The 22,787-nt window shown below is 39.3% G+C and carries 24 protein-coding genes; 7 read left to right on the top strand and 17 right to left on the bottom strand.

Annotated features, from left to right (window positions below; genetic code table 11):
- Window positions 1–32 precede the first annotated feature (32 nt).
- The 3 genes from ACXAFV_RS18945 to ACXAFV_RS18955 are packed head-to-tail and all read right to left on the bottom strand — an operon-like array spanning window position 33 to window position 3,414.
- Window positions 33–1,310: a hypothetical protein gene (locus ACXAFV_RS18945; RefSeq protein ID WP_475128757.1), complete on the bottom strand. Its 1,278-nt coding sequence runs from the start codon at window positions 1,308–1,310 to the stop codon at window positions 33–35.
- The gene (locus ACXAFV_RS18950; RefSeq protein WP_475128758.1) at window positions 1,280–2,476 is read right to left on the bottom strand and encodes a DUF58 domain-containing protein; all 1,197 of its coding nucleotides are present in this window, start codon (window positions 2,474–2,476) and stop codon (window positions 1,280–1,282) included. The genes ACXAFV_RS18945 and ACXAFV_RS18950 overlap by 31 nt, the downstream gene beginning before the upstream one ends.
- A 5-nt stretch (window positions 2,477–2,481) precedes the next feature.
- A complete protein-coding gene (locus ACXAFV_RS18955; protein ID WP_475128760.1) occupies window positions 2,482–3,414 on the bottom strand; it encodes an AAA family ATPase in 933 nt (310 codons plus the stop codon).
- A gap of 148 nt (window positions 3,415–3,562) precedes the next feature.
- Here ACXAFV_RS18955 and ACXAFV_RS18960 point away from each other — a divergent pair, with 148 nt between their 5' ends.
- On the top strand, window positions 3,563–3,931 hold the full coding sequence (locus ACXAFV_RS18960) for a PilZ domain-containing protein (protein WP_475128762.1): 369 nt from the start codon (window positions 3,563–3,565) through the stop codon (window positions 3,929–3,931).
- Between the two features lie 320 nt (window positions 3,932–4,251).
- On the opposite strand, the gene ACXAFV_RS18965 is transcribed toward ACXAFV_RS18960, so the two are convergent.
- From ACXAFV_RS18965 to ACXAFV_RS18975, 3 genes are all read right to left on the bottom strand, one after another.
- Window positions 4,252–4,995, bottom strand: coding sequence for an SDR family NAD(P)-dependent oxidoreductase (locus ACXAFV_RS18965; protein WP_475128764.1), 744 nt, complete (start codon window positions 4,993–4,995; stop codon window positions 4,252–4,254).
- A gap of 160 nt (window positions 4,996–5,155) precedes the next feature.
- Window positions 5,156–5,743: a cell wall hydrolase gene (locus tag ACXAFV_RS18970; RefSeq protein ID WP_475128765.1), complete on the bottom strand. Its 588-nt coding sequence runs from the start codon at window positions 5,741–5,743 to the stop codon at window positions 5,156–5,158.
- 144 nt (window positions 5,744–5,887) lie between these two features.
- On the bottom strand, window positions 5,888–6,082 hold the full coding sequence (locus ACXAFV_RS18975) for a hypothetical protein (RefSeq protein WP_475128766.1): 195 nt from the start codon (window positions 6,080–6,082) through the stop codon (window positions 5,888–5,890).
- Window positions 6,083–6,252: 170 nt separating this feature from the next.
- Between ACXAFV_RS18975 and ACXAFV_RS18980 the strand changes: the two genes are divergently transcribed.
- Together ACXAFV_RS18980 and ACXAFV_RS18985 are read left to right on the top strand one after the other, a co-directional pair.
- The gene (locus ACXAFV_RS18980; protein WP_172248350.1) at window positions 6,253–6,432 is read left to right on the top strand and encodes a YkvS family protein; all 180 of its coding nucleotides are present in this window, start codon (window positions 6,253–6,255) and stop codon (window positions 6,430–6,432) included.
- Between the two features lie 224 nt (window positions 6,433–6,656).
- On the top strand, window positions 6,657–8,042 hold the full coding sequence (locus ACXAFV_RS18985; RefSeq protein ID WP_475128768.1) for a DUF2254 domain-containing protein: 1,386 nt from the start codon (window positions 6,657–6,659) through the stop codon (window positions 8,040–8,042).
- Window positions 8,043–8,108: 66 nt separating this feature from the next.
- Here the strand turns inward: ACXAFV_RS18985 and ACXAFV_RS18990 are convergent, their stop codons facing one another.
- The 6 genes from ACXAFV_RS18990 to ACXAFV_RS19015 all read right to left on the bottom strand — a co-directional run bounded on the left by ACXAFV_RS18990 (window position 8,109) and on the right by ACXAFV_RS19015 (window position 13,884).
- The gene (locus tag ACXAFV_RS18990; protein WP_475128769.1) at window positions 8,109–8,225 is read right to left on the bottom strand and encodes a DUF6254 family protein; all 117 of its coding nucleotides are present in this window, start codon (window positions 8,223–8,225) and stop codon (window positions 8,109–8,111) included.
- Between the two features lie 88 nt (window positions 8,226–8,313).
- Complete coding sequence (locus tag ACXAFV_RS18995; RefSeq protein ID WP_475128770.1) at window positions 8,314–9,351, bottom strand: YkvI family membrane protein; 1,038 nt, start codon at window positions 9,349–9,351, stop codon at window positions 8,314–8,316.
- Window positions 9,352–9,515: 164 nt separating this feature from the next.
- Window positions 9,516–11,210 (bottom strand): M3 family oligoendopeptidase, encoded by a 1,695-nt coding sequence (locus ACXAFV_RS19000; RefSeq protein ID WP_475128771.1) that lies wholly within the window; start codon window positions 11,208–11,210, stop codon window positions 9,516–9,518.
- Window positions 11,211–11,332: 122 nt separating this feature from the next.
- Window positions 11,333–11,782, bottom strand: a complete 450-nt coding sequence (locus ACXAFV_RS19005; RefSeq protein ID WP_475128772.1) for a MarR family winged helix-turn-helix transcriptional regulator — start codon at window positions 11,780–11,782, stop codon at window positions 11,333–11,335.
- 248 nt (window positions 11,783–12,030) lie between these two features.
- Window positions 12,031–12,276 (bottom strand): aspartyl-phosphate phosphatase Spo0E family protein, encoded by a 246-nt coding sequence (locus tag ACXAFV_RS19010; RefSeq protein ID WP_475128773.1) that lies wholly within the window; start codon window positions 12,274–12,276, stop codon window positions 12,031–12,033.
- Window positions 12,277–12,705: 429 nt separating this feature from the next.
- On the bottom strand, window positions 12,706–13,884 hold the full coding sequence (locus ACXAFV_RS19015; protein ID WP_475128775.1) for an aminotransferase class I/II-fold pyridoxal phosphate-dependent enzyme: 1,179 nt from the start codon (window positions 13,882–13,884) through the stop codon (window positions 12,706–12,708).
- Between the two features lie 122 nt (window positions 13,885–14,006).
- On the opposite strand from ACXAFV_RS19015, the gene ACXAFV_RS19020 reads away from it, so the two are divergent.
- Entirely contained in the window at window positions 14,007–14,789 is a 783-nt protein-coding gene (locus ACXAFV_RS19020; protein WP_475128776.1) for a carbon-nitrogen family hydrolase, read from the top strand.
- Between the two features lie 68 nt (window positions 14,790–14,857).
- On the opposite strand, the gene ACXAFV_RS19025 is transcribed toward ACXAFV_RS19020, so the two are convergent.
- The 3 genes from ACXAFV_RS19025 to ACXAFV_RS19035 all read right to left on the bottom strand — a co-directional run bounded on the left by ACXAFV_RS19025 (window position 14,858) and on the right by ACXAFV_RS19035 (window position 18,230).
- The gene (locus tag ACXAFV_RS19025; RefSeq protein WP_475128777.1) at window positions 14,858–15,454 is read right to left on the bottom strand and encodes a DUF2087 domain-containing protein; all 597 of its coding nucleotides are present in this window, start codon (window positions 15,452–15,454) and stop codon (window positions 14,858–14,860) included.
- A gap of 143 nt (window positions 15,455–15,597) precedes the next feature.
- Window positions 15,598–16,062 (bottom strand): methylated-DNA--[protein]-cysteine S-methyltransferase, encoded by a 465-nt coding sequence (locus ACXAFV_RS19030; protein WP_475128779.1) that lies wholly within the window; start codon window positions 16,060–16,062, stop codon window positions 15,598–15,600.
- 14 nt (window positions 16,063–16,076) lie between these two features.
- A complete protein-coding gene (locus ACXAFV_RS19035) occupies window positions 16,077–18,230 on the bottom strand; it encodes a PAS domain S-box protein (protein WP_475128782.1) in 2,154 nt (717 codons plus the stop codon).
- A 172-nt stretch (window positions 18,231–18,402) separates the two neighbouring features.
- Between ACXAFV_RS19035 and ACXAFV_RS19040 the strand changes: the two genes are divergently transcribed.
- Together ACXAFV_RS19040 and ACXAFV_RS19045 are read left to right on the top strand one after the other, a co-directional pair.
- Window positions 18,403–19,428 carry an acyltransferase family protein gene (locus ACXAFV_RS19040; protein ID WP_475128784.1) on the top strand — a complete coding sequence of 342 codons (1,026 nt, stop codon included), beginning with the start codon at window positions 18,403–18,405 and terminating at the stop codon, window positions 19,426–19,428.
- Window positions 19,429–20,008: 580 nt separating this feature from the next.
- A complete protein-coding gene (locus ACXAFV_RS19045; protein WP_475128786.1) occupies window positions 20,009–21,742 on the top strand; it encodes a B12-binding domain-containing radical SAM protein in 1,734 nt (577 codons plus the stop codon).
- A gap of 65 nt (window positions 21,743–21,807) precedes the next feature.
- Here ACXAFV_RS19045 and ACXAFV_RS19050 read toward each other — a convergent pair whose 3' ends face one another.
- Both ACXAFV_RS19050 and ACXAFV_RS19055 read right to left on the bottom strand, forming a co-directional pair.
- Window positions 21,808–21,936, bottom strand: a complete 129-nt coding sequence (locus ACXAFV_RS19050; protein WP_475128787.1) for a hypothetical protein — start codon at window positions 21,934–21,936, stop codon at window positions 21,808–21,810.
- The gene (locus ACXAFV_RS19055) at window positions 21,936–22,097 is read right to left on the bottom strand and encodes a hypothetical protein (RefSeq protein ID WP_475128789.1); all 162 of its coding nucleotides are present in this window, start codon (window positions 22,095–22,097) and stop codon (window positions 21,936–21,938) included. The genes ACXAFV_RS19050 and ACXAFV_RS19055 overlap by 1 nt, the downstream gene beginning before the upstream one ends.
- Window positions 22,098–22,238: 141 nt before the next feature.
- Here ACXAFV_RS19055 and ACXAFV_RS19060 point away from each other — a divergent pair, with 141 nt between their 5' ends.
- Entirely contained in the window at window positions 22,239–22,763 is a 525-nt protein-coding gene (locus ACXAFV_RS19060; protein ID WP_475128790.1) for a CBO0543 family protein, read from the top strand.
- Window positions 22,764–22,787 lie beyond the last annotated feature (24 nt).

Below are 22,787 nucleotides of genomic sequence, written 5' to 3' on the forward strand. Positions count from 1 at the left end.
GCCTGCTAAATTCAATATCAGCCCGCATCAGTTTATTTTTCAACTTCTCTATCTTTCAAAATAGAAATGTGCTGTTTTACACTTTGTGCAAAGAGGGATACTTCTTTTTCATCCGGAATATTAGTTCCATATCTGACTGTTTCGTATAGTTTAAAGAAACTTTCATCTTCGTTTATTCCCATTCTGGAAAACCAGCTGCGGATGTTTTCATTGTTCTTCCTGCCTATTTGCCGGGCAGCTGCTTCTTTTTCCAACTCTTTCACCGCTTGCCGGATGGCGTTTTCTGCTTCTGTATAATGGATTGGTTCAGAGCTTTCCTTTTGTTGAAGTTTTCCCTTTTTCGATTTGGTCAATAGAGGGGCCAGTTGTCCACCGGTTTCTACTTCATACGCTATTTTCCTCTTTTTAATGAGATAGATGATGACGGCCAGGATAAAGATGCCAATCAATATTTCATTCAGCCAGGGATAGGACATTCCCTCATAAAAAGCCTCTTGTTGTGTCTCGTCCATTTTTCCTTCAGGCAACTTAAACCCAAAACCAGAGAGCGTATCCCTCGAAATCTTACTCATGATCCAATCCCTCACCTTCACTAATAAAGCGAATAAAGGATTAACAAGGAAAGAAAAGAGCCAGAAAACTATATTCAAAATCCAGTAAAAGCCGCTTCTCGCATAAGTACTGAAAATAGACAAAATACCGCCTGCCGCTAACACAATGAGTAATACGCCGAAGGGTTTAATCAAATTCCTTTTATTATCATTCCCTTTCCCGGTACCGCCCTTCAACATCCTCTGGAAGCTGGTGAGGGTTGAAACGAGGGAAAATAATAGAATGATAAGGATCAATATGATCATGCCATTCCCCAAATCCCTTGCATTTCCTATGATAAGCGAAAAGGCAGACAGACATAGAAATCCAAACACAATCGAGCTTGACACCTCGATTTGATCATCTTCACTTTGAAAATATAAGCCTATTCTCCAATGAAGAAATAATAGGATAAACACCACCATCCAAAGTGAAATTGTAAAAAGAAAGAAACCTGCTGCGGCTATAATCAGAAAGACTGCAAACAGCATCAATGAATGAATGCCTTTCTTCTTAATCCACATTGTCATTGCCGGGTACAAGAAGAGAAACACTACTGCCATAAACGGGGCATACCGGGTCAGGATGATTTCTTTTTCGAACAGGAAGGTTATAAAAATCATCACAAATAGAAGATCCACCCCAAATAATAAAGCTAATTTCAGCAAAAGATGCTGCTGCCTGCTGGTCAAGAAGGAATTTTCGATCTTTGTTTCCATAACGTGACGACTCCTTGTTTATCTTCAATATGCATTGAATAAATTTCCTTGTGCCCAGCTTTAATTTTACTTAATCTACTCTCGCTTTCCACCGAAAGTATACCTGCAGTAATCAATACAGAGGGCACAAGCTGACGAATGGAAAGATGCTGCAGTACAATATGAAACGGAATGGTCGCATCATCAGTAGATAATGCCGAAAGCATTTCAAGGGCTTTTTGCTGATGTTTCCTGCCTGTACCCGAAGGTAAGTAATAAAACGGTGTGATTCCCTGACTCCTGATATTCACTACAAGTGAAAATGAAATCTGCTGTTCTACAGCAAGATGCATTAAATAGGCAGTATGTTTAATGATTTTTTCCAGGTCCCTCGTAATTGAATACTTTTCTGAAAGGTTTACGGCTATCATCCACTCTTTCTTCACAGCGGGTGCAAAGACTTTCGTCTGCAAAGCTTGCGTCCTTGCACTTGCTTTCCAATGGATGTCCTGAAACCTGTCACCAGGCACATATTCCCTCGTGCCTATCGGCTGAAATACATCGTAAAATAACGAATGCAGTGCAGGCACCTCACCGATGTCATGAGAGTCATGGTTATTTTCAAGCAAGACAGGGGCGGGGGATGGAAATACCATGATTGTAGATTTAACCGGTTCCACTAAATCCATAAGCACTTTACCGCTCCCGAATAAATGTGGAATGAGAATCTGCACTTTCGTCAAACGGCAGAGCCCCCTTCTATTACCAACAATCGGAAGAGAGATTTTTCCACTTTCCCTTCTACCCATTGAGAAGGGGATCGACACCTCGATGTTCCCACCGTGATATGTTTCAAAAGGGGGATCTGCAGGTTCTACGATGTCCTTGAAAGTGAGTCTCAAAACAGCCCCCCACAACGGCATTCCTTCATTGTCAAGATGGATATCCCAGTTCCCTTTTTCTTCAGTGTGAAGACGTACCCGCTTTGGCGGCTGCTTTACTTCCAAACCCTTTCCGATATTTTCAAGATACCATTTATGTATTCTGAAATAAGCGATACAGAGCAAAAATATCCCGCCGCCATGATAGAACTGAAAGAATAAGCTTGTTGCTGTCAGTATGATTAAAAGAACTTCACTTAGTGCGTTATATGGCCCTTCCTCGATTACTTCACGCTTCCAAGTCACAAGCGTTACCTCGTTTCAACAGGAAGAATGATTGAATCAATCAGTCCTGCTATGACTTCTTCCTCGGACTTAGTCAGCGAAGCTTCCGCAGTTAATTGGATTCTGTGCTGGAGGACATAAGGGGCTACATGTAAAACATCTTCCGGTCTGACAAAATCTCTCCCTTCAATGAAAGCCCGGCCCTGTGCTGCTTTAAGGAGTGCCAGACTTGCCCGCGGACTGGCACCTACTTCAATCAACTCATGCTTCCTTGTGCCCCTCGTCATTTGGAGGATATATGACTCTATATCAACTGAGACATGTACATCCTTTACCTCTCTTGTCAAAGCCTCTACTTCCTGTAAACTCATGACGGCTCTCACTTCATCCAAAGGCTGTTCAGATTTAAAGCGGTTAAGGATCATTCTTTCTTCCTCAAATTCAGGATATGTAAAAGGAATTTTCAATAAAAAGCGATCCAGCTGCGCTGCGGGCAGTGGAAACGTTCCTTGCTGTGATTCAATCGGATTTTGAGTGGCAACTACGATGAAAGGCGGACTTAATTGTACTGTTTCCCCATCAATCGTAATTTGTTTTTCTTCCATCACTTCAAGTAAACTGGCCTGCGTTCTCGGAGTTGCACGGTTAATTTCGTCAGCCAGTAAAACATTCGCAACGACTGGCCCTGTTCGAAGTTCAAATTCTTGAGTTTTAGGATTGAAAAACTGGATTCCGGTCACATCGCTTGGCAAGACGTCTGGTGTGAATTGAATTCGTTTAAAATTCCCCTTTATACACTGGGAGAATGTTTTTGCAAGTAATGTTTTGCCTGTCCCGGGAACACTTTCAAGTAGTACATGTCCTTCCTGAAGTAACGCGATCAAAAGTAAATCTATTTCTATGTCTTTTCCTACCAATACCTTATTCATTTCTCTTTTTATATCTGTTAAACACGTCATTCTTATCCCCACTTTCTAAGCTCTAATTATAATGAAATAGTAAAAATTTAGCAAATATTCTCATAATAGATATTTATTTTCATAGGTTCTTGTAAGAGAATTTCATCTTGAAGTATGATAGGTATATACTAAAAAATAGGTGATGGGTATGCAATACAAACGTCATGAATCCTTTCGCTATACATTTAATGAACCTATAAATGCAACTTACAGGCTGATTATTGAAAAAAACGGAGAATTAGTCGAGACTAAACAGTCAGATGCGCTGCTGATCGACCTGAGCCCTAATGGCGCAAGAATGAAAACAGGACTTGATTTGCCGGTAGAATATGGCACTTACCTTCTGGATCTTCATTTCAAATTAAATCAATCTTTGATCACGATGCTCGGTAAGCCAGTGTGGAAAAGAATAGACATCGGTCAATACGTCTATGGTATCGAAGCATTGGAAGATGAAAAAACAAAGAAAATCATCATCAAAGAACTAAAAGAGTATGTAAACGAACACGGAAGATGACAAACGAGGATAAGCCAGACCCTTAAACGAGTCTGGCTTATCTTATTTAAGTTCCATCGTCAAACATGCAGTTTATTGCGTGATTGGAATCTGATCAAATTTATTTAACATTTCTCCTCTTACTTCAAAAGAAACAATCTATTATAAAATCAGAAATTTACAATAATTTAGCAAAAATCTTATTTTTCTTCCACATTCCCTTTGTATACTTTACTAAAAGGAATAGAGGGTGAATAGCATGTTAACATGTTTAGTCTTTATACTATTAGTCGGAACTGCAAGTATCGCAATATTAAAAAAGGGGTAATGAGTTGTTATTATCAATGCTCGTAAATCATTTTTCTCGTCATGCCCCCATCAATCACAAGATTTTCCCCGGTTATGAAATCGTTATGCGGATGAGCTAAAAACTGGCAGGCTCTTGCTATATCTTCCGGCTTGCCAACTCGCTTAGATGGATGTTGACTATGGTCAATTTCCCTTAAGGATGAGTAATCGCCTGTTTCAATCCAACCTGGGCTGATGGAGTTGACGCGGATTCTGTATTCCCCCAGTGTAATCGCAAGTGAATGCGTTAAGCTGGTGATGCCTCCTTTGGAAGCTGAATAAGCTTCCGTATACGCCTCAGACATCAGTGCTCTTGTAGAGGCGATATTGATGATCGATCCACCCTCATCCTTCATGAGTTCCGCCGCTTCTCTCGAACAATAAAAAACACTGCTGAGGTTCGTCGAAATAATTGTATTCCATTCCTCCGGAGTCATATCCCAGAAAGATATGAATTTTGAGATTCCCGCATTATTTATAAGGACATCAAGAGATTCATGTTTATTTCGGATGGTCCGAAAACCACTTTTGATTTGTTCATAAGAAGCGATATCTATCTCATGAAACTCAGCGTCGTAACCACTATTAAGCAATTCCTTCTCCAGCTTTTCCCCGCCTTCACGATCTCTGTCAAAGAAATGGACAAAATCACCTTGCACTGCAAATCGTTCCACCAAAGACTTTCCAATTCCATTTGCTCCCCCTGTAATACATACAATTCGCTTAGCCATAACCATCTCTCCTTCCAGGTTAGTAATAGACTACCCTTTTATGGCAGATTCAAAAACAGGATCGGGGAACAACAAAAATAGCCAAATGCAAAAAAGGATTAACCTGCCATTCATAAAATGGATAGGTTAATCCTCACAAAACTAAACTTTATTAAGATTACTACTATTATTTTGCAAACACGTGGTTCCCGATCGTCAATAACGTATCAGTGGATGTAATCCAAGAACTGCTTGATGTATCCGGATTATAGAAGAACAGGGAACCCTGACCTTGACCTCTAAACGCCAATGCTTCATCTACAGCATTTCTGGATTCTTCAGATGGTATATTGTTGATTTCTCCATTCTGAACAGGAGAAAACGCATAATGCCCTTCTGCAACTTCATAAATTACATCTTTTATAGAATCAGGAAACTCATTTGAATCGACTCTGTTCAGCACAACCGTAGCGACAGCTACCTTGCCTGCATATGGCTCACCTTCTGCTTCTGCATGGACAAGCTTGGCAAGCAGTTCTTTTTCTTCCTCAGAAATATCGGTTTCAGGAAGGCTAATAGATTGCCCGGGATGAATCTCATGTGATTTTAAACCGTTTGCTTCCATCAATTGAAGAACAGGAACTGATTTTTCTTTACCGATTTCCCACAGCGACTCACCCTTTTTAACTGTATGGGTGCCTTCTGCAGCTGCGGCGGAAGTAGAAAAAGCAAGCATGCCAAATGCTGCTAATCCTGAAAGTAGTTTTTTTCTCATCTTGAATTCCCCCTTTACGGTGTTCACCCTATACATTAACAAGGCTCGTGAAGGAATTCACCCGGTAATGCTTACCTGAGCTAACCAAACTTACCTTTTCATCATAATGATTACAATTTCACCTTACCCCCACACCAATCCCTCTCAGCTTCTGGGAGTATCGAGAAATTGATAACGTGTATTGCCGCCATGCTCGGCAATCCCTCTGAAACGTTTGAAGTCTGGTTGTTTGACCAGAACCGCTCTGAATGAAAGAAAATCCTCTTTTTCAATTCGTATCTCCTCTACTTCTTTATTCCTTAATGCATTCACTAGCTGCAATACATCACTTTCCATCATGTAAGTATCCTCCCCAAAAGATTGTCTACTACCATTTTATTTGACTATAAAAAAACTACAAGTATTAGTTTTTTTATTAAATTGTTAGAAAACTCTTTACCTTTTCGTTTGTTTAAGTCAAAATATTAGTAATTGTTTGTAGAATTTTGGTAAAAAAGGAGCGACCTCGAATGAAAAAAGCAGAAATCGGAAATGTAATCGAATTCAAAGAAGGACTAAAAGGGATTGTAGAAAAAGTAAATGAGAATTCTGTAATTGTCGATCTCACTTACATGAAAAATTACAGGGAACTCGAACTTGAGGAAAAGACCGTCGTGAATCACAAGAACTATAAAATTATTGAACAATAAACTTAATACCCTACATAATAGTTACGGCCGGTAAAACTCCACCTTCTGCATCTGGTAAGTTTGTCTTACCCATCAGTTCTGAAAGGAAGAGTGTCCCCGGCCGCTCATCATTTTTGAAAGTTTTTAGGAGAGTGGATCATGCATTTAGAGTGAGAATGAATAGTTTCTTTTCTTTCGTTCAGGATATTCTTATAGCATATTATTTAAAAGGTGGCTCATCGACGATGCATTTGAATGTCCATATCCTCAAAAAGGCTCAAAAAAGCTTTTGGTTTGTGCCTCTTATTTTTTCCCTGCTCTCACTTGTGCTCGCTATTGCAACCTATTCTTTTGACTGGTGGCTAAGCCAGCACAACTATCCTTTGCTGCCTAAAGTATTATTTGCCAACTTCGACTTGAGCATGACGATCATCAGTACAATTGCATCCTCCATCATGACCATGACGACCATTACATTCTCCACAATCATGGTTGTCCTGACTACATTCTTATCACAGTATTCGCCAAGGACACTCCAAAATTTCATCAATGACCGCCCCACTCAACGCGTTCTTGCCATTTTCGTGGCAGGCGTGGTGTACTGTATCACCCTTCTCATACTATTGAAAGATGAGTCAGGCCAGGAACTATTTATTTCTGCTGCATTCGCTGCCATGGTGGCGATCATCTGCCTCTTTGTTTTTGTGTATTTTGTGCATCATGTTTCCAACTGGGTGAAAGTCAGCAAGCTGATACATAATATTACGATTAAAACCAACAACAAAATAGAGAACAGCCCACTTTATAGAAAAAAAGATAAAGTCGAATCTCAACGTGGACTTGATCCCCTTTCGTTTAAGGATACAAAACCAAGTTACGTATACAGTGAGGAATCAGGTTATCTGCAGCACATCGAAATTGAAGGTCTGCTCCATAAAGCGATTAGCGATGATTGTATTGTACGGATGATAAAAACACCTGGAGAATATCTACTAGAAGGAACAGCGGCGATGACGATCTGGTCCGTTCATAAGGATATCAAGCCAGAAGAATATTTGAATTACATCATTCTCGGTCCTGACAAGGAACCGATCGAAGACATTGACCTCGGGATACGAAAGTTGGTCGAAATCGCGCTGAGAGCCATATCTCCTGCTATAAACGATCCAAATACCGCAAAGAATTGCATTGAAGAAATAGGGATCATCTTATCTAAATTAGCCAGACACAAGCTTCCAGGCTCCTATATCACCGACAAAGAAGACACCATCCGCATTATATTGGAACAGCCCACATTTGTAGATTATTTATACAAGAGTTTTTATCAGCTGAGACATTACGGAAAGAAGGATATATCAGTGACCACTGAAATCCTCAGGTCCCTCAGAATGATAGCTGAAAATAATAAGGAAGACACTAAGGGAATGGTCTGGACGTTTAAGGACTACATATTGGAAGGGATAGATTATAAAAGCTTGCAAGACCTTGATATGCAGTATTTGATGCACTATCTTGAAAAGCTGGCGTCAAGCTGCGATATGCCTGATTGGGACCGCGACGAAGTACGAAATTCCTTTTTCCCAAAAAAATATAAGACTGATGATGCATCGGCCGAAAAGAAAAAAAGATAAAATACCCGTCCCATGACTATTTACTAGCTAAATGAAGAGGGATGGCAGCAGCCATCCCTGTTTCGCTTATTTCTCTTTATCATCCTGTGTTAATTCTTTGAATGAAGGTACCTTGCCATGAGGTTTTTGATCTTTTTTCCTTACATCCCATTGTCTTTCTTTCTCATGCTTAGATTTTGTCATCATACAGCCTCCTTTTACCGGTTACACTTATATAATGAGCAAAAAACGAAGATTTACTCACGCAGGATTAAGTTGGAATCCAGTCCGGTTACTTATTGTCCTCATGCTTCATCCATAACAGCACCAAGAACATTAGGCTCAGATAGCCAAACAACGGGTACAAATAAGACAACAACTCACTATATTCAAAAAAGCTCAGGGAATAGATGACTGTAAAGATCCCGATAAATGTTGCGATTGGAGGACCTTTCCAATAGCCCGCAAGCTGTTTCTCCAAACCAAATACACCGCCTATGACAGAAGTGAAAATTTCCCCATATATGATCAAAATGTAAAGATAATAAAAGCCTGCTACAAAAGATTTCATGACGACAGCCATAGGAATTTCATACAACGTCACATCCGGTATCATCACAAGGGTCAAATGACTCGAGATGAGGATAAGTGTTAGAAAGAATCCGCCTAAATAACCGCCATATTTTATTATCTGGCGATCCTTCACTTCACTTGCTACCGGTACAAGCACCGCTTGAGCCATCGCTAAATTAAACGCTACATACGAAAAAGGGGCAATAACCGATTTCCATCCGTCGTCCACAGGAGGAATGGTCAAAAAAGCTTCTAAAAAACGAGTATCTGTTACTGAATATGCCATTAAGAATAAGTTGAACAGAATCATAATCGGCACAACAAATGTGTTGACTGCAAAAAGTCCCTTCATCCCGACCATCATGGTGATGAATCCGAGCAAGATTGTCAGCAGGACGCCCAGCTGTTTCGGCATCATTAGTTGTTCTTGGAATACTGCCCCTGCCCCAGACAGCATGACTGCTGAAACTCCAATCAACATGACCATCATCATTATATTCATGAATTTTGAAAACCACTTACCAAATAAATATTCGTTAAATTGTTCAAATGATTTAGCTTTCAAATCATGTGATTTGAGCATAATTCTCGTTCCCATTGTGATAAATAAATATCCGCTAAATAAGATGGCAATAAAGCCTATAAACCCAAACCGGGTGAAAAATTCCACAATTTCCCTTCCTGTAGCGAACCCTGCTCCAATTACAGTTCCGACATACACGGCTGCGATTTGAAATGCCCCTGATAATCTTTTCATTCACTCACCTCATACCTCTTCTACTTCACTCTATGTACAAGCAGAAGAATTCAGAAGCAAAAGACAATAAATTACCTTTTTCAACGAAAACGGATTACCTATGCCTATAGTTTATTACACAATGTCCAGATAAAAAGCAGCCGATATCCGGCTGCTTTTTATCCTTATAATTTATTATCATCAATCTGATCTAACCACTTCGCAATGGGCTCGATCACCTTTTCGACTGCGCCTTCTTTAAAAGGGGATTCCAGCTTAGCTGAAGCTGCCAGATCAGTAAATGAAAGGCTTCCCCCCAGTTTACACAGGTCCGCATAATCACCCCAAGCTTCCTCCCGATTTTCATTCATTTTCACCCAGAATTGGAATGCACATATTTGTGCAAGGGTGTAATCGATATAATAAAATGGGGAGTTATAAATATGGGACTGACGCTGCCAGAATCCCCCCGCTTCAAGATAGTCGATTCCATCATAATCCCTGCCAGGTAGATACTCTTCTTCGATTTTTCTCCAAGCCGCATTTCTTTCAGACGGGGTTGCCACAGGGTTCTCATATACAAAATGCTGAAATTCATCTACTGCGACTCCATATGGAAGGAATTGAAGGGCATCACTTAAATGGGAAAACTTATATTTATCCGTGTCTTCCTTAAAGAAGAGCTCCATCCACGGCCAGGTGAAAAACTCCATACTCATGGAATGGATCTCACATGCTTCATATGTCGGCCACTGGTATTCAGGAATATCAAATCCCCTGCTGCTATATACTTGAAAAGCATGACCTGCCTCGTGGGTCAGGACATCTATATCTCCTGAAGTACCGTTGAAATTGGAAAAGATAAACGGAGAGTCATAATTCGCGATGTATGTGCAATACCCTCCGCCGGCTTTCCCTTTTTTCGCCTCCAGGTCCATCAGGTTGCGGTCAATCATAAAGTGAAAGAATTCTTTTGTTTCCTCAGACAATTCTTCGTACATTTTTTTACCATTATCAATGATGAATTGAGGATCTCCTTTAGGTACAGCATTTCCTGAAGTGAATTTGAATCCTTCATCATAAAATTTCATGGCGCTGATGCCGATTCTTTCAGATTGTCTCTCTTTCAATTTTTGCACCAGCGGCACCACATGATTTTTAACCCCTTCCCTGAACACTTTTACCATGTCCGGAGTATAATCAGTTCTGGTCATGCGATAATAACCGAGTTCAACGAAATTTTCATAACCCAATGTAACGGCAATATTATGCCGCACATTTACGAGGTCATCGAAGATTCTGTCTAATTCCCTCTGATTCTCTTCAAAGAAACGCACAGAAGCAAGTGAAGCATCCTTCCGTGTTTCCCTGCTCACAGACTGAGTGAATGGCCCCATTTGAGCAAGTGTTCTTTCTTCACCTTGAAAGGATATTTTTGCTGAAGCAATTAACTTCGTGTATTGAGAAGAGAGTTTATTCTCTTCCTGAAGGAGTTTAACCACTTCTGGCGAAAAGGTTTTGATTTCGCTCTCTGCCAGCGCAAACAGCTGCTTACCCCAACGTTGCTCCAACTCCGTTCGAAAGGATGAATTCAGGAGTTCTTTATAATATTCAGTGACAAGCCCCTGAAAATCCGGCATGATTTCATCGAAGAAATCCTGTTCACTTTTATAGAAATCATCATTCGTGTCAATTGAATGACGGATATAGCAGATGTTCAGCATTGTATCAAAATAAAGGCGTATTTTATTTAATTCTCCCATAGCAGTTACTTGATCATCTGCAGTTGCAGCTTGTTTAAACTCTGTCAATACCTGCTTAAATTCATACTTAATCTTTTTTAGATCTGGCCGTTCATATGTAAATTGTTCAAACTTCATATATATGCCCCCTTTTTCAAAGTCCATATATTGTATTCGACTCCTTATCCTTAATCTCCTTTAAGCTTAGTTACTTTATCACAAAATGAAAAAAGAGCCTCCAAGGAAGACTCTTACATGCATCAATATGATAAGTTCTTTATGGAAAGGCCCAGTTTCTTAAGAAGCTCTATCACTTCATTCTTTTCTTCAGGAGAAAGAGCAGACATCAATTCGTGGATCCTCTCTTCATGGTTCGGAAAAATCGTGTCAATTAGGCTTCTGCCTGTATCTGAAATTTGTGCATAGGTAACGCGCCGATCTTTGGGGCAGGCAACCCGCTTCAAGTAGCCTTTTTGCTCAAGCTTATCCACAACGTATGTGATACTTCCGGAGGCTAATAATATCTTACCGCCTATTTGCTGAAGAGGCTGGTCCCCTTTATGATAGAGCAGCTCTAATACAGCAAATTCAGTTGGGTTTAAACCATTTTCTTGTATATTCTTGTTAATCTCTTCGTTCAATGCTTTAAACGCACGGGAAAGAACAATAAACAGCTTCAATGATTGTTTTGTATCTTGGTTTTCATACATAATCTTCATTCCTTTAAACAGATATCTCAGTTTCAAAATATTATACTAGGATTAAGAGATAAAGTCAATCTTCCAAATAGATATCAAAAAAACCTCCATAAATAGTCATTAGACTTTACGAAGGTTTTCGATTGGAAGATTATTTAATAGTAATTATATATAACGACAAATTGATGATTTCGTATTTAGTGGTCATTCTGTGAGGTTGCAATTCTGATAAAGGTAATTAGAGGAAATCGATTAAATGATTAAGAAGCTGTCTTTTTCAGTAAATTCTTGATTACCTGACTCAATTCGTATGGTACTTCCTGAATATTAACAGTATGAGTGCTTTTATCACATTCCTGATATTGATTTAATAATCGATCTAATTGCTGACTGCAATCAATGGTTTCCTTGGCTCCCAACCCCAATCTTTCTCCAAGAGAGAGCATTTCAGCCCGTTTTTGATTGATTTTTACTAGTAACCACTTCTTTTTAAGATATTGACCCATTTCAAACTAACTCCTTTTCATTTTGTCTCGATCAGGCTGTAAATCCAACTGAGAGTCATAAGACGAACCATGCATGTGTCCGCATATATTGGTCCCTGGAAGATCCATTTGCCTCTGTTTCGATTAAGTTAAATCTACTAATAAAAACGTTACTCAGTTAGTATCGCAACTATTAACAGAAAAGTAAATAGATTCGCAAAACAAGACAAAATAACTAGATAAGTTTGTTTTTTTGACAAAAATCGCCAACTTCTGAATAGCGTTTGTATATGAATCAGAAGGAGAGGTCTTTCATCACTCTCTTTAATAGACTGGGGGACTGGCCATGTGATACGAATAGCAACCACTTTTTTTCTTACTCAATGTAAAGTAGTGTCGAATATTTTCAGGTACGGCATAAAAACGCTTCATCTTTCATTTTTTATCAATCTATTTATCGAAAAGGGATAAATTTTCAATTCGGCTGATCGCTTCTTCCAGCCGCTCATTACTGGTCAATAGCCCTACACGAACATAACCTTCTCCGTATTCCCCAAACCCTACACCAGGGGCTACAACCACATTAGCCTTCTCCAGAAGGTAATCTGCAAACTCAATCGATGAAAAGCCTGGAGGAACCTTTAACCATGCAAAGAAAGAGCCTGCCGGGGCTTTTACACTCCACCCGATTTTATTCAGTCCCCCAATTAACGTTTTCCTTCTTGTTTCATAGGTCTCAACCAATTCTTCCACACACTTCTGAGGTCCTAGCAAAGCGGTCACCGCAGCCTCCTGAATGGCACCGAAAAGACTCACATACAAATGATCCTGCAGAATATTGACTGCTTCTATTACACTTTTGTTTCCTACAGCAAACCCCACTCTCCACCCAGCCATATTGTAGGTTTTGGACAGCGTGTATATTTCAATGCCTACATCCTTAGCCCCTTCTGTTTCCAGAAAGCTGATCGGCTTTTGACCGTCAAAGCCGATCGCCCCATAAGCAAAATCATGCACCACACAGATATCATGTTCGCTTGCGAAAGATACAGTTTCTTCAAAAAATGAGCTTGAAGCAACCGCTCCTGTAGGGTTATTCGGATAGTTCAAAAACATGAGCCTCGCTTTTTTAATATCGTCTTCTGAAATTGCACCATATTCCGGCAGGAAATTTTTTTCTTCTGTCAGTGGCATCATGACCATGTGCGCATCAGCAAGAGACACTCCTGATAAATAATCAGGATATCCGGGATCAGGGACTAATACAGTATCCCCTGGATTTAGCAGACACTGAGGAATCTCCACGAGTCCTGCCTTCCCTCCGAATAAGACGGCAACTTCATCTTCTGGGTTAATATCCACTCCATATTCACGCTTATAAAAAGCTGCTATGGCTTCTTTAAAGGAATCCAATCCTCTGAAAGGAGGATATTTATGATTGCCAGGAGATTTTGCTGCTTCCATTAAGGCTTCTACAATATGTGGAGGGGTAGGCTGATCAGGGTTTCCTTGCCCCAGATTTATTACATCGTGTCCTTCATTTATCACTTTTTGTACTTTTGCTGTCAATGATGCAAAAAATTGCTGAGGCAGTGCTTGGATGCGTTTTGCTTTCTTAAAGCTTGTCATTTTTTCACCTTCTATACTTTTTTGAAAATTATTTACTTTCAAATTCTAGTCACAAATGATATAACGTAAAGTAAAGATTGTAAAGTGAAAATTCCATATCATGGTCAAAAAGAGGTGTTATTTTGATTAAAAAAATCGGACTCGCCCAAATGGATATTACATTTGGAAACCCCGCTGAAAACAAAAAAAGAGTTCAACATTGGGTAAAAAAGGCGAGTGAAGCAGGTTGTCATATCCTCGTCTTTCCTGAGTTGTGGACGACAGGATATGACTTAACGAGAATCGATGAGATTGCCGATGAAGAGGCACGTGAGAGTTCAGCATTTCTTTCTGATCTAGCCTCTCGCTTTTCGCTTCATATCGTTGGCGGATCGGTTGCAAGTAAATCAAAGGATGGGATTGCCAACAACCTTATTGTAGCTGATAAAGACGGCAAAATCGTTAAACAGTACACAAAGCTTCATCTATTTAAATTAATGGATGAGCATCATTACTTGCTTCCAGGTAAAGAAAATGGCTTATTCACTCTGATGGATACAAAGATGGCGGGTATGATCTGCTATGATATCCGTTTCCCTGAATGGATCAGAAAACATGTGATTGACGGCGCGAAAGCAGTGTTCGTGGTGGCACAGTGGCCAGCAGAAAGAATTTCCCACTGGAAGACCCTGTTATTGGCAAGGGCAATCGAGAATCAATGTTTTGTCATCGCCTGTAATCGTACTGGCAGCGATCCAAAAAATGAGTTTGGGGGCTGCTCGATGATCATTAGTCCCTGGGGTGAAATCATGGCCGAAGGAACCCGTGAAGAAGAATTGGTTACTGCAGAAATCGATATGAGCGAAGTCGAAGAAGTAAGAAAGAAAATACCCATTTTCCAAGACCGCCGTCCTGAATTCTATTAATATTCTTTTTCCCGGCTATCAAACATGAATAAAAGATACCTTCATATGTGAAGGTATCTTTCTCTTTGTCACTGCTTATACAAGGGAGTTGACCCCCACATTTCCCTTGGGTTCACTTCATAAATACCATTATCCCTGAACATGAACTGATGAATGATGAACTCTCTTCTCAATGTTGCAAAATCATCATGAAATTGCTTGATGTATTCATTGATTTCCTTTTCACTGTATTTCGTTCCAATCTTTAACCCTTCCACCATGTGCTCAAGCAAAAAAAGTTTCTTCTTCTGTTGAGCCGGTATGGATTTAAACCGTCCGTTCTTTTCAACAAAGTTATTCATCACTTTTTGTTTCTCTTTCATTATTTTCTCGTGCATTTCAGAATCCCCTTCCCCTTGAATGGTGAAACGATCAAGTACACTTGCATGATGCGCAAGCACTTTTTTGTTTAAAAAATAATAAATCGTATTTTTTTCTCTTCTGGAGTATACAAGATTGCATTCCTTCAATTTGTTGAGATGATGTGAAATCGTTGGGGCTGTCAAGCCCAATTTCCCTGCTATTGCACCGACATGCAGTGAATCAACTGACAGGAGATGGACAATTTTGATACGTGTGGGATCACCCAGTGTTTTATGAAAGGCCACTTGTTTATCCAGCTGCACCTTTACCCCTCCTAATTAGATTAGTATCTAATTAGATATTAATCTAATTAGACTGAAATGACAATAGATTCGTAAAAATATTTTAAACCTATAAAAAAAGCCAAACAAAAAAAGCATTTTCCCGTAGAAAAATGCTTTATACATTACTTGGCATGTTCAAGGCTCAGCAGAATTTCTTTCTTATCTACATGCTTCCCTGCATAGCCGGTTAATGATTTGTTCTTTCCTATCACTCTATGACAAGGGATGATGATGGGAAACTTATTAGCTTTATTAGCTTGCCCTATTGCCCTGACGGCTGTGGGTCTATTAATACTTGTCGCTACATCCCCATAAGAGCAGGTTGCCCCGTACGGGATTTCTGCTAATGCATTCCATACTTCCTGTTGAAATTCTGTTCCTTCTACTTTTAGAGGGAGTGTAAATTTTTTCCTCTCTCCTCTGAAGTACTCTTGCAATTGACGTTCAGCCTCAATCAATATTGGGTGTTCTGTCTCTGTGGCAGTTTGGTTTTCAAATGTAAACTCTAATGATAACAATTTTTCGTGATCAGCCCGTAGCTCCAAGACTCCAATTGGACTTTCCATAAACAGCGAATAGACGGACATGAATGCTCATCTCCTTACATCTTTGGTAAATAGATATGAAAAACAGTTCCTTCCCCTATTTTACTCTCTACTTCAATTCTACCATTATGTTCTTTTATTATATTAAAACTTACCATCAGTCCAAGTCCAGTTCCACGTTCTTTCGTCGTATAAAAAGGTTCACCAAGCTTTTTGATCTTATCTCTGGAAATTCCGCTCCCTTGATCCCTTATTTCAATATGAACGAAATCATCTTTGGTTTCATGAATGCCAATTGTGATCAACCCTCCCTGGGTCATGACTTCAATGGCATTCTTGATGATATTGATAAACACTTGCTTTAATTGGTTGGGCTCTGCAAATATGGGCGGCAGCCCTTCCTGATACACTTCATTGTATTGAACGTTATGCATGGTAGCCTGAGCACTTAACAGCTCAACCGTATCTTTCATGATTTTTATAAGATTTGTTTCCTGATACTGCACAGCCTGCGGTTTAGCCAGGACAAGGAATTCTGTAATGATCGACTCAATCCTCTGCAATTCTGACGTAATGACATTAAAGTACATTTCATGATCTTTACCTACACTATTTTCCAACAACTGGATAAACCCTTTTAAAGCAGTCATTGGATTACGGATTTCATGTGCAATGCCTGCTGCCAGCTCTCCTACTACACTTAGGGTGTCTGACTTTCTCAACTGTTCCTGCATCTCCATTTGTTCAGTGATGTCGCGGATGATTGTCAAATTAAGATTGGAAAGCAAATTATATTTAGATGATAATTCGATATACTGCAGCCTGTCATCATGAGAGCGGAATGTTTTCAAGAAGCTTGACTGCCCCTCTTCTTTTAATTGTACCAAATAATCATGATAAGCCTCGTCATCAGCTTTGATGCTTAATATTTCGCGTACGTCTTTCCCGATTAACTGATCTTTGTCGAGATTTAATATTTTGCTTGCCTCAGGATTTGCATCAACCACTACATAATTATGATTCGTCAGGAATAAACCATCCAATGATCCTTCGAAAATTTTCCGGAACCTCTCTTCACTTTCCCTCAGTTCCTTTTCCATCTGATATCGCTCACTTACGTTTCTGAAGATCGTCATATTGTATCCATCAACGGAATGGAGCTTAGACGTGAACTCCAGATGCTTCAATTGATTATTAGGCATCAGAAAGAGAACTTCATCTCTTACTGCACCGCTTTTGTACAAATGATCCATCACAAGATCAAACTTCTGGTTTTCTAACGGGTAGACAAAGTCTTTTATTCTTTTAGATAAAAGCTCGGATAAGGAGCACTCAAAAATCTTGAGGGCAGAGGCATTTGCTTTTAAAACCCTTCCGTCCTGGTCCCATAGGACGATTGCATCGATCGCTTCTTCAAATAAGCCTTTGAATAATTCTTCATTCCTCTTCACCTGAATCTCCATTTGCCTTCTTTCCGTCACATCTCTAAGAATCGCCATATGAAGCTTATGGTGAACAAAGGGGCTTGTGGTAAATTCTACGATGGAAATTCCATTTTCCCTTTTTATCGGAATTTCTCCTCTTGCTTTTCTATTCTTAGTAAGCAGCTCTTTAATTTTATCGATTTTATAATGGGAGTTTTCAGGAATGAACGAACGTATATTACGTGTGATAATTTCCTTTTTATTTAAGCCTACTTGTTTAGAGAACGCCTGGTTCACATCATTGATGTTTCCTTCAAGGTCGAAAAGGATGATCCCTTCTGAAGCATTCTGGAAAATATTAGAAAGCAGGTGAACGTTGAGATGATCTTTTCGTTCACTCTCTTTGGATTTGGTCACATCTTTAAAGTACAGGTATGCATTAGTAGAAATGGTGGATTTTTTGAGAATCAATTCAATATGGATGATTTTATCGTCTATAGTATTCATTAACGTCTCGTCTTCAAGAGACTTTCCCGACTCCATCACCTCCTGATAGTGAGTGACGATCGGGGATGGAACAGAAGTGAAAAAGCTGTTGAACAGTTTGCCGGTCAACGATGAAAGTTCAGTCTTCAGTATTTTGCATGCTTGATCATTCGCTTGACAAATTTTCATTTCATCATTTATTACAAACATTGCCATTGGTGATGCTAAGCAAATTTCCCTATCAATAGGATGACATTCTTCCTTATATAATTGATTTTCCAACTTGCTGCTTTTAGTCATTTCTACATCCCCCTATTTTGTTAAAAGACGACTTTCGGCTTAACTGCTGTGTTGTTTGAATAGTACCGCATGTTATTGGTGATAATTAACAATGAAATTCAGGTTTTGCACGTTGTATTCTAGGGTAGAAATTTAATTAACGTAAACCTTTGACAAAAAGACGGTGATGAAGATGAAACAACGTGATTCATATTTTGATAATGCAAAATTTATTTTAATTTTTTTAGTGGTCTTTGGACACATAATCCGTTCATATATAGAGAGTGATCCCATTATTCTCTCGCTATACAAAACAATCTACACATTCCATATGCCTGCTTTCATATTAGTTGCAGGCTTATTCGCAAAAGGATTTTATAAGAAAGGCTATATAGGAAAACTCGCCAAAAAGCTGATTTTGCCCTATATCGTGTTCCAGTTGATTTATACGATTTATTATTATTTCCTATACGACAAATCAACATTTGAACTTGATCCATTGAATCCACATTGGTCATTATGGTTCCTTATCAGTTTGTTCTGCTGGAACGCACTGCTGTATGTGTTTATTAAATGGTTTAAATTTAAGCCGCTAATAGGTTTATCTGTAGCGTTTGCTCTCGGTCTGTTGATTGGTTTTATAGATGAAATCTCAACTTATTTAAGTTTATCAAGAACTTTTGTGTTCTTTCCATTTTTCCTATTGGGCTACTACATGAAAAAAGAGCATTTTGAATACTTCAAAACTGCGAAAGCCCGAATATTTGCTGGGATAATGTTCATACTGGTTTTCTTAGGAATGTACTTCGTTCCGGAGTTTTCAGACAAATGGCTGCTGGGATCAAAGCCTTATGGAGATTTCGAATGGAATGACGTCATCAGCTTAGGAGTCAGGGCATTTGTATATTCCCTCAATATCGTGATGATTTTCAGTTTCTACACATTTGTACCAAATAAAGAACAATTCTTTACGAACTGGGGGAAAAATACACTTTACGTATACTTGCTTCACGGATTTATTATCCGTTTGTTCAGGGTAAGTGAAATTAAAAATTACATCGATCCCACATCAAGTCTATTATTGCTGCTGGCGGTCTCGCTCGTATTGACGATCATTTTTTCAACAAAGCTGTTTACATCCATTACCCAGCCCATCATTGAGCTCAAATCGACAAAACTTCAAAAGTTCCTCTCAAAAAGAGAGATGAAAACAAGGTAATACCAAAAGCGGAGGGGCTTTGCTCAGAGGCGTGTGGCATAAGGCGAATGGGCCATGAAGGCGTTCTTTGCCTTCTTGGACGATTTGACTTATGACATGTGCCTCTAAGCCCCGGAGCTGGAGGATACCAAAAGCGGAGGCGGCTCGTTCAGCCCCGACAAGCATAAGATGAATGGGTCTGGAAGGCGTTCTTTGCCTTCTTGAGCCATTTAGCTTATGACCTCGAGGGGCTAGGCGCCGCAGCTGGATGATATTAACTCTCTACACCGATAAAGGGCTGACCACATATACAATGGGTCAGTCCCTTTTTTTCATTTATATAAGAGAAAGCAATATATACCATACATTTTGTCCAAACTAACGATTATACTTTATATTATTCGGAACTTTTCTCTAAAATCCTTCTTATTTAAACAATAAATTCGAATTACTTTTAGACAAATATTGAGCTTTCTCGCCACCTCAGATAAAATGGGTAGAGCAGTCGTCAATACGCTGATATAGTTATCAAAGAATGGTTTTAGAAGAATATATCATCCATAAAGTGTGGATTGATGAAGTAAAGAAGGAGTTATTCTTAATGAAGAAAGTCGTATTAAGTACGTTAAATGCAAAATATATTCATACCAATCTCGCCATACGCTGCCTGAAAGCTTATATAGAGCCCGAATATGAAATTGATCTGGCCGAATACACGATAAAGGATCCGATCCTGAATATTGCTACTGACCTGTTTTCCAAAAAGCCGGATGTCGTTGGATTCAGCTGTTATATTTGGAACATTGAAGAGACGATCAAAGTCATTCAAGTACTTCGAAAGATCCTTCCGGAAGTAAAGATTGTTCTTGGCGGTCCTGAAGTAACTTATGACGTTCCTTACTGGCTTGAACGCTTGAAAGGCGATGTGGACTTCATTGTGCTGGGTGAAGGGGAAGAAACCTTTAAACAACTCCTTGAGCAAGTAAATGGTGAGGAAGATTGGTCTAAGGTACATGGAATTGCCTATTTAGAAAATGAAAAACCGGTCATTAAGCCGCAGCAGAATAAAATTGATTTGCGCAATGTCCCTTCCCCATTCAGATTTGAAGATGACCTTCCTTATCTCTCAAAGAGGGTGACATACATCGAAACGAGCAGAGGCTGTCCATTTCGATGCCAATTCTGTCTTTCTTCCATAGAAGTCGGAGTAAGGTACTTTGACCGCGAAAAGGTGAAGGAAGATATCCGTTACCTGATGAAGAACGGAGCAAAGACAATAAAGTTTGTTGACCGCACTTTCAATATCAGCAGGAGTTATGCGATGGAAATGTTTCAATTCCTGATTGACGAGCATCTTCCCGGAACTGTCTTTCAATTCGAAATCACGGCAGACATCATGCGGCCGGAAGTCATTGATTTCCTTAATAAAGAAGCACCTCCTGGATTATTCAGATTTGAGATAGGTGTGCAGTCGACCAACGATGAAACGAACGATCTTGTCATGAGGAAACAAAATTATAAAAAGCTTACACGAACGGTAACCATGGTAAAAGACGGCGGGAAAATCGATCAGCATTTAGACCTGATTGCAGGGCTTCCTGAAGAGGACTATCATTCATTCCGTAAAACCTTTAACGATGTGTTTGAACTCCGCCCTGAAGAGCTTCAATTAGGTTTCCTGAAAATGCTTCGCGGAACCGGTTTAAGAATACGCGCGAATGATCATCAATACACCTATATGGATCACTCCCCTTATGAGATATTGGGTAATAATGTATTATCTTTTGATGATATCGTACGAATCAAACAGGTTGAGGATGTGCTTGAAAAATATTGGAATGACCACAGGATGGACAAGACGGTTGAATACCTTGTTACGACTTGTTTCGACACCCCATTTGATTTCTTTCAACAGTTCGGGTCGTATTGGGAAGGACGCGGATGGTCCAGGATCGGCCACCAGCTGGAAGATCTTTTCAAAAGGTTATATGAATTCCTTTCATCTCAAGAAAAGCATGATATGAACGTTATTGAAGGACTCATGAAAGTGGATTACTTAAGAAATCAAAAGTACAAGCCGCGTAAACCTTGGTGGGAACATGAAATGACGAAGGAAGAACGATCAGGCATTTATCAGGAACTCTTACAATCTCCTCATATTGCCGGAAAGGACTTCATGGAGTTAAGCTTGTCTGAAAAAGAAGTCTATAAACACACACTGCTCGAAACCATCATTTCAGAAGATGGCAGGAATCAATACGTATTGGCCTACTTTGAACCTTCAACAGGTCATTCCTCCCTCTTTTTATTTGAAAAGGAATGTGTATCCACTTAATCAGGTAGCTCTTCATTGAAAATGTTGTAAAATAATTAATATGAAAGTGCTAAGCGAAATTCCGCTTAGCACTTTTTCTTATTTTCTTTTTGTTCCTTGTTATCTTTTAATGAAGCTTCTATGAGCTTCGCTGCATTAACATCTCCAAACTCTTGACCGAATTCTTCCCGGACTGTTTCCTTTTTCTTCTTCATCAGCTTCTGCCTTTCATGCCTTTGGCAGAGTTCCTGTTTTTTCCTTTGCTTGTATCTTCACCATGGGTGTATTCTGCAGCAAATTCAGTTTCTTGTTTATTTTTTAATGGAGTTTTATTATTTTTTTCAGCAGCATTATGCTGTGCTTTACGTTTGGCCATGTTCATCATCTCCTTTAATGATTACTTTTCCCTATTGTATTTATGCTCATTCAGGAAACTGTTTCAGAAACAATAACCATATAAAAATGAATAAATGCAGGTATTTACCAAAGACTAAAAAAAAATGAATGAGGAAATAACATGATCATTGTTTTTTTACTTACATATGCATTGGCAGGATGGAAGTTCGGTAATTGGAAGGAGTTCCATTCTTTCTATCCGACATTACTATTTTTTATCATTGGGGATTTACTCTCTCAATTCCTGCTTTATGATTATTCAATGTGGGAATTCCAAGCTGCCGACCATTTATCCCAGAGCTTAAAACTAAATCATACCATCATTGCATTATTAAAAATGATGGTTCAATATACAGTCACCGTTGCTATCTTTATTGGCAGGCTCCCTGAGGCCCTTCCAAGAAAGATTCTATGGGTTCTTTTCTGGACGGTGATTTTCGGCACAACTGAGGGCTTGACTCATTATGTTGGCATTATGACCTATCACCACGGCTGGCATTTCGGTTGGGACATCGCCTTCAATATTATGATGCTTTCCATGCTTATCATCCATCATAAAAAGCCGATTTATGCCTGGGCTGCTTCTTTTATGGTCATTATTGGTCTATGGATCATATTTGACGTGCCTTATTCTGTACTAAAATAACAATCATACGAAAACAAAATGACG

This window comes from Rossellomorea sp. ABR4_012, assembly GCF_056159545.1.